6 protein-coding genes are annotated in these 6,997 nt (G+C 41.3%); 5 read left to right on the top strand and 1 reads right to left on the bottom strand.

Going from position 1 to position 6,997, the window contains the following annotated elements; translation table 11 throughout:
- The first annotated feature begins 229 nt into the window (after positions 1–229).
- From F6J94_RS27420 to F6J94_RS27410, 3 genes are all read left to right on the top strand, one after another.
- Positions 230–1,096, top strand: coding sequence for a ribonuclease HI family protein (locus F6J94_RS27420; protein ID WP_293046105.1), 867 nt, complete (start codon positions 230–232; stop codon positions 1,094–1,096).
- A 525-nt stretch (positions 1,097–1,621) separates the two neighbouring features.
- Positions 1,622–2,131 carry a late competence development ComFB family protein gene (locus F6J94_RS27415; RefSeq protein WP_293028373.1) on the top strand — a complete coding sequence of 170 codons (510 nt, stop codon included), beginning with the start codon at positions 1,622–1,624 and terminating at the stop codon, positions 2,129–2,131.
- Between the two features lie 275 nt (positions 2,132–2,406).
- Complete coding sequence (locus F6J94_RS27410; protein WP_293046102.1) at positions 2,407–2,862, top strand: SRPBCC family protein; 456 nt, start codon at positions 2,407–2,409, stop codon at positions 2,860–2,862.
- A gap of 224 nt (positions 2,863–3,086) precedes the next feature.
- On the opposite strand, the gene F6J94_RS27405 is transcribed toward F6J94_RS27410, so the two are convergent.
- Complete coding sequence (locus F6J94_RS27405) at positions 3,087–3,392, bottom strand: hypothetical protein (RefSeq protein WP_293046098.1); 306 nt, start codon at positions 3,390–3,392, stop codon at positions 3,087–3,089.
- A gap of 285 nt (positions 3,393–3,677) precedes the next feature.
- Between F6J94_RS27405 and F6J94_RS27400 the strand changes: the two genes are divergently transcribed.
- Both F6J94_RS27400 and F6J94_RS27395 read left to right on the top strand, forming a co-directional pair.
- Positions 3,678–5,198 carry an AAA family ATPase gene (locus tag F6J94_RS27400; protein ID WP_293046094.1) on the top strand — a complete coding sequence of 507 codons (1,521 nt, stop codon included), beginning with the start codon at positions 3,678–3,680 and terminating at the stop codon, positions 5,196–5,198.
- Positions 5,199–5,329: 131 nt separating this feature from the next.
- Complete coding sequence (locus F6J94_RS27395) at positions 5,330–6,928, top strand: WD40 repeat domain-containing protein (protein ID WP_293046090.1); 1,599 nt, start codon at positions 5,330–5,332, stop codon at positions 6,926–6,928.
- Positions 6,929–6,997 lie beyond the last annotated feature (69 nt).

The following is a 6,997-nucleotide window of genomic DNA, read 5'->3' as shown; positions in this document are numbered from 1 at the left end:
GTTAGTAAGTGTGATTCCTGGTATGGAAACCTTAGTGGCTCCTAGCAAACTCTACTCTGCGTTAGCTGCTGGGGTTCCCGTGGCGGTAATTTGCTCTCGGGAAGCCTACTTAACTGAGCTGATCGCCGCTAGTTGAGTCTATTACCTTATATATATATGCTTCCCTTCTTCAGAGGCATTTTGCGATGCTCTGTAGGAGCCGCTGGGTGAACGCAAAAGCGAATATTATATGAACAACCAATCAGTCAACTTAACAGCTAAGAAGACTAACAGCAAGCTTACTATCCTATTTGATGGGGGGTCTCGTGGGAATCCTGGCATAGCTGGTGCTGCTGCTGTTATTAAACAACCGGGAGCTAAAACCATTAGCGTTAGTCAATTTTTTCCTCATGCTACCAACAATGAGGCCGAATATACCGGAGCCATTCTTGGGTTGGAGAAGGCTTTGGAAATCGGTGCTGGGCAGGTAGTCCTAAAAGGAGATTCTCAACTGGTTATCAATCAGCTTAAAGGTACCTGGAGAGTTAAAACACCCCACTTACGACCGTTATGGACAAAAGCTAAGTCACTTCTGAACCAGTTTGACTCTGTTCAATTAGAGTGGATTCCCCGAGCACAGAATTCAGAAGCCGATGCCGTTGCGAATCAGGCTATGGATCAACGCAAAGGGGTTAGCGCTGTAAGAAAGAAAGCAACTGAGTTGCCCAAGGTTCAACCTTCTTTACCAAAACTTGCTGATCAGTTCTCTGAGTTGCCCAAGGCTAAACCTGTACCAAAACTTGCTAACCAGATCTCTGAGCTGATTGCCCTCGGAAAAAATGCTAAATTTAAAGATTTTCTTAAGTTAAAAAGTGGTCGGGATGAGTTTACTAGCAAGCGATTCCCCACCCTAAAGGAAATGGTACCTAGTCCTGTTCAAGATGCGATCGCATCGGCTATGGCTGATGCCGATGAATCTACCTTAGCCAGGGTATACCGCTGGTATCTCAGAGGATTACCGGTAGACCTAGCAATTAGAAAAGTCCAGGTCGATTTAGAAGTATCTGAAAATATTATCCAGCGTCGTCAAAAAAATCAACAAACCTTTGAATTATAACACATGATTATCCCTCTAGCAATCCTAGGGAATTTGTAACAAGTAAAAACTTTGATCAACCCCTCAGTACTTAGTAATTAGGACTAGATTTATACAAAATGCGACTGGTTCAGAATTAGGATTGCGATCGCAACCGTGGCTTTTGCCTGTGATCTATATCATAGGCGGAAAGCAAAAGATGAGTTACTATTGTGGGTACCAGATTTGGGTAGCAGATGTGGGTACCAGAGTCACCTGGCCAGGTGTAGGGTTAAGCTCAAACCAAAAAAAATACTAAAGAGCTATTGTTGAGAGTTCCTCACAGGATAAATAAAAGCTATCTATAAGTGCTTCACTACAGTAGTAGAAGCTCAGAGCTAATCCAACAGGAGTTCAATAAATTGGTTACTCAGAAACGGTGACCCCAACTAGGGGATTTGACGATCTGGTGCTTGGGTAGGCAGAACAAAATGTCTTTCACCTTGCCATCTTTGATCTTGCCACTCGTCAAAGACTTTTTATTTATTGCAATAAATTGGTTAAGTCATGGAAGCACATCGATTACATCAAGCAATCAACTATCAAAATGTCATGGAAATCTTAGTGGCTCAGGAAATAGAGCTTCAAAAGTCTCGACTTTCCCCAAAGCTAGCTAAGTATATAAACCAGGTAGAAGTGGCTACCTACGCCCTCAATCGTTTACCACCTCTGTATGCTTCCTGTGAAGAGGGGAGGCGTCAGCAGCAGTTAAAGGGACACAAAAAACTAAGGCAGCAGATTACCACTACTGTGCGTCAAGCCTTTGCTGCGGTGCAACGAGACCCGATCAGGCTTTCTACACCAATTAGACCAGAAGAAGAAACTGAATCTCTAGCCGCTAAACTGGCTCTGCAAGAAATCCGGGAATTACTCAAAAATCAGGAAATAACATGGTATAACCTGGTCAGTATTGTCAGGCAAACCCTGATTCGAGCAACTCAGGTCAGAAAAAATCGGCAAAAAGAGCAGTCAAGAGACCCAATTTATGGTTGGAATGACTCTGGTTACCAGCTCTAACTTTGCGTTCGCGTAGCGTGACCTACGGTCAATCGCGTTTACAGCTTTACCTGTTAATAAGTTAACAGGTTTACCGGTTGATCAGTTGAAGGTTGACAAGTTGAAGGTTGACCGGTTGATAAGTTGAAGGTTGACAGGCTATAGTCTCCAAACCAGCGTTTTATATTTATTGATAACTTGTAGATATAAGGTACACAGGATTTTTTCCCTCTTACCTCCTCCCTGCTCCCTAAAACCCAAGACGAAACTACCTAACCCAATTTAAAACTGTTATAATGCTGCACTTTAACTATTCTACTGTGATCAATGCACCAGTTGACATAGTTTGGAACTTTCATGAGCGAGATGATATACTCGATCTGCTCACTCCACCCTGGCAACCAATCCAGGTGATCCGTCGTGAAGGAGGTTTAGGGATTGGAGCAGTTTCGGAATTTCGGATTTTTGTTGGTCTAATTCCCTTACAATGGAATGCTGTTCATACCGAGTATGAGCAATACCGACTCTTTAGTGATCAACAAAAAGAAGGACCCTTTGACTATTGGGTTCATCGCCATCAATTTATTCCAGAAGACCAGAAAACTCGGCTAACTGATTCCATTGAATTTGCTTTACCAGGAGGAGCGTTAGTGGAAGAAATGTTTGGTTGGTTAGTAACGCTGCAATTAGAGCAAATGTTTCGCTATCGCCATGAGGTAACCCAACGAGAATGTTCTAAGTTGGTGAATTGAAAGGTAAACATTTTATAAAAGTAGGGAACAGGGAACAGGGAACAGGGAACAGTAAATGTTGCGTAGGGTGCGTTAGTAACGCACCACCGGATCAAACAGCTTTTAGGAGATGCACCCGGCAATAGGCAATAGGCAATAGGCAAGAAAGTATATAGGGATTTTACCACTACCATTAATACAAATCTCCCCATCTCCCCATCTCCCCATCTCCCTATCTCCCCACACTAATCCCCTGTTTCATCTAACAACTTCTCCATCATTTCCTCTAATTCTTCCTGTGAATCCTTGGCGAATTGGACACTAGTAATAGTCCCCAAAACTCCCCCCGATGCTGTCAGGCTTGCTTCCGACACTTTGTTACTATAAAACAATCCGACACCAAATAAAGTCATCAACGCTGATGCAGCAGTTACACCAAGAGCAAGGTTGTAACTATGTCGTGCTTGTCGTAATAATTCCAGAATAATTTCTTCTTTGATATTACGGGAGTCATCGTTGTTTTGTGGCTTCTTATTAAAATTAAAGGGCATTGTTAGTCTCCTCAATCTTCTATCGTTTGCTGCTGATATTCGTATCCTATTCAGAGGAAACTATCTACGCCAAGGGCAAATGGGTTTAGTTGATGTTAGCCTTTGCCCTATTGCTGTAATCAGACTTACGAAGTTAGTCGGTTTTGCCCCCCTGCCCCCCAATTTTGGGGGGTAATCAAGTCAAAGTCCCCCAGAATTGGCGGATTTAGGGGGCGTTGCGTAAGTCCTGTGTAAAATAGATTAGGGCAAATAGGTTAATCAAGAAAAACCTATCTGCCCTAGTTGGTGAAATTCCCAGTAACCACGAGTTACATAACTCCCGACTCCCGACTCCCGACTCCCTACTCCCTACTCCCGACTCCCTACTCCCGACTCCCTACTCCCGACTCCCGACTCCCGACTCCCGACTCCCGACTCCCTAAAATCAAAATGCTCGAATCTGACAAAGTGCGATCGAGTCAGCAAGGTAAAGCCAGACTCAAACAAGCTTACAAAGACGCTAGACTAACTCAAGAGAAACTAGCACAGCAAGCCCGTGTCTCTGTGGATACCGTTAAGCGCTTGCTTGGCACTAAAGATTGTCCCCATGGAGTGGAACGATGGGCAGTTAGAAATATTTGTAACGTTCTAAAGATTAAACCAACTGATATCGTTGACAAAAAAGACTGGGAGCCTCAACAGCAGTTACCACCAGAGTTTGAACAACTTATTCAAGACAAAACTGACTTATTTTGCGGACGTCAGTTTGTCTTTAAGGCTATTGAACAATTCTTCAGCAACACTACTCATGGCTACTTTACTGTTATTGGTGATGCTGGGATGGGGAAAAGTGCCATTGCGGCTAAGTATGTATTAGACAATCCAGAAGCAATTTGCTTTTTTAATAGTCGTGCTGAGGGCATGAATCGTCCAGAATTATTCCTAAGGAAAATCCGTCAACAATTGACCACTCGTTACCAGTTGTCAGATGCTCAAGATGCTGATTTATCAGCGTTGTTGGCTAAGGTTAGGGAAAAATTATCTGCCGGTGAACGGTTGGTGATTGTTGTAGATGCCTTGGATGAAGTTGACCAAGAGGGAGCTGGAAATATTTTATATTTACCGACTATTTTGCCAGATGGTGTTTATTTTATCCTGACCAGAAGACCGTATAATCAGAATGAGAAAAGGCTGCGGTTATCCCCGAGTACACCAAGCCAAGAATTGGATTTAAGGGAAAAGTCTAAACAAAGCAATCAAGATGTAAAAGAGTATATTTGGCAATTGCTTAATCATAATAACTATAAACAGGGGTTGAGTCAGTGGATTAACCAGCAACGTGCCCTCTCTAACCAGGAATTTGTAGAACAAATTGCCGTAAAAAGCGAAAATAATTTTATGTATTTGCGCTGTGTGTTGCCAGCCATAGCCGATGGCTTTTATAATGATAAACCATTGAATGAATTACCCGTAGGGTTACAAGGCTATTACGAAAACCATTGGCAACTGATGGGGATGACAACCAAGCCTTTACCCAGGGCTAAAATTAAAATTGTTTATGTGATGTGTGCCTTACGTAGTGCAGCTTCTCGTAAAATAATTGCTAACTATTCTAAGCAAGATGAATTCACCGTGCAGGAAGTGCTTGATGGATGGCAGCAATTTTTACAGAAACAAGAAAGCTATCGACCACCACGTTATCGATTTTATCACGAAAGTTTCCGAGATTTTTTGCATCGACAGGATATTGTGCAAGCAGCAGGCGTGATGTTACCTAATATTATTACTGAAATTGCGGATAATATGACAGAAGGGCTGGAGTTATGAGTTTTGTAGGGTGTGTTAGGGGCGGTCGCCCTAATTTTCCGACTCTTCGTGCTTGGTTACGACAGCCAGCCCCGTAACGCACCACCGGATCAAAGATCAAACAGCATGCATTGAGATGCACCCCTTGAATTATGAGTAATCTTCGCAGTTGGTTAGGGCAAAAATCACCAGAGGAAATAGAGCATTTCTTGGGTGATATTCCCCGTTTATGGTTAGAAGGTGGTCAACTTAACAAATTATCTCGTTTGTTAAGTAATTATGAGTTTATAGAAGCCAAACTTAATCATCCTGAATTTGGCATCAAGGCACTGATTGAAGATTATGAGTTGATTAATGATATAGACTTAGCTCATCCAGACTACAGCGAGCAAACGATAAAATCACTGAAGTTAATTCAGGGAGCATTGCGACTATCAAAACATATATTAAGTCAAGATCAAAATCAATTAGCAGGGCAACTTTCAGGGCGTTTACTAGATTGTGATACCCTAGACATTCAACGATTATTACAACAGATACCGCAAACTGAAACTACTTGTTTGCGTAGCTTGACAGCTACGTTAAATCCTCCTACTGGACCCTTACTCTCTACCCTTAGTGGTCATGGTGACTCGGTAAATGCCGTTGCTGTCACACCAGATGGAACCATGGTAATTTCTGCTTCATCGGATCACACCGTTAAAGTGTGGGATTTGAATACAGGTGCAGAAGTCTTAACATTAACAGGTCATACTTCTCCAGTAAATGCTGTAGCGGTTACTCCTGATGGAACTAGGGTAATTTCTGGTGCCTCTGATAATACAGTTAGAGTCTGGAGTTTAGCAACAGGTAAAGAAATACAGAGATTTAACCGTCATAGTCTCCCTGTAGTTGCTTTAGCCGTTACTCCCGATGGCAAGAAAGTGGTTTCAGCATCAATTGCAAACTATGAATCTATGAAAGTCTGGGATTTGGAAACTGCTAAAGAAGAGTTAACCCTAATCGGTCATGGAGACTTAGTGAGAACTGTTGTTATCACCTCGGATAATCGCGTAATTTCTGGATCAGATGATGGAACTATCAAGGTTTGGAATTTAACAAATGGCAAAATGCTTTTCAGGAAGATACATGGGCAGAAAGATTTCCAGGGTCGTGTAAATTCGGAGCCAGTATATGCAATGGCAGTTAGTCGTGACGATAAGTGGCTAATTTCTGCTGGTTCTAGTCATAAGGCTACAAACATTATTATAATCTGGAATTTAGAAACGCGAACAAAAGCTTTCACCCTTGAAGATGATAACAATCCTATTAGTGCTCTTGATCTTACACCTGATGGTAAACAAGTAATTTCTGCTTCCTTCGATAATACTATTAAAGTTTGGAATATAAAATATCAAGAAAAAAAATTAACTTTTATTGGTCATGATTACTCAATCTATGATATAAAAGTAACACGAGATGGTAATAAGATTATTTCTGCTTCAAAAGATCAAACACTCAAGGTTTGGAATTTAGAATTCCAAGATCAACACATTCAAGTAATAGAAAATAAAAATTCAGTAAATGATGTTACCATTACTCCTGATGGCAAGCAAGTAATTTGTGTCTCAAAAAATAAAATCATAACAGTTTGGGATTTAGAACAAAAGAATATACTTTATGGTTTTTATAGCAATCACAACTCTAACTATAATCTTTTCATAAGAAAAAGTCAAATTTTTGAAAAATATCAAACGTTTAGCAACTCGTAATTTAATCTGATATCGTTGCTCAACATCTTGTTTAGTTTGCTGATTGGCCAGATGAGCTGCCACAATTAC

It is taken from the genome of Moorena sp. SIO1F2 (assembly GCF_010672755.1).
GTDB lineage: Bacteria > Cyanobacteriota > Cyanobacteriia > Cyanobacteriales > Coleofasciculaceae > Moorena.
Note: the sequence above shows the minus strand (reverse complement) of the source record. Positions and strands in the feature narration are given on the sequence as shown.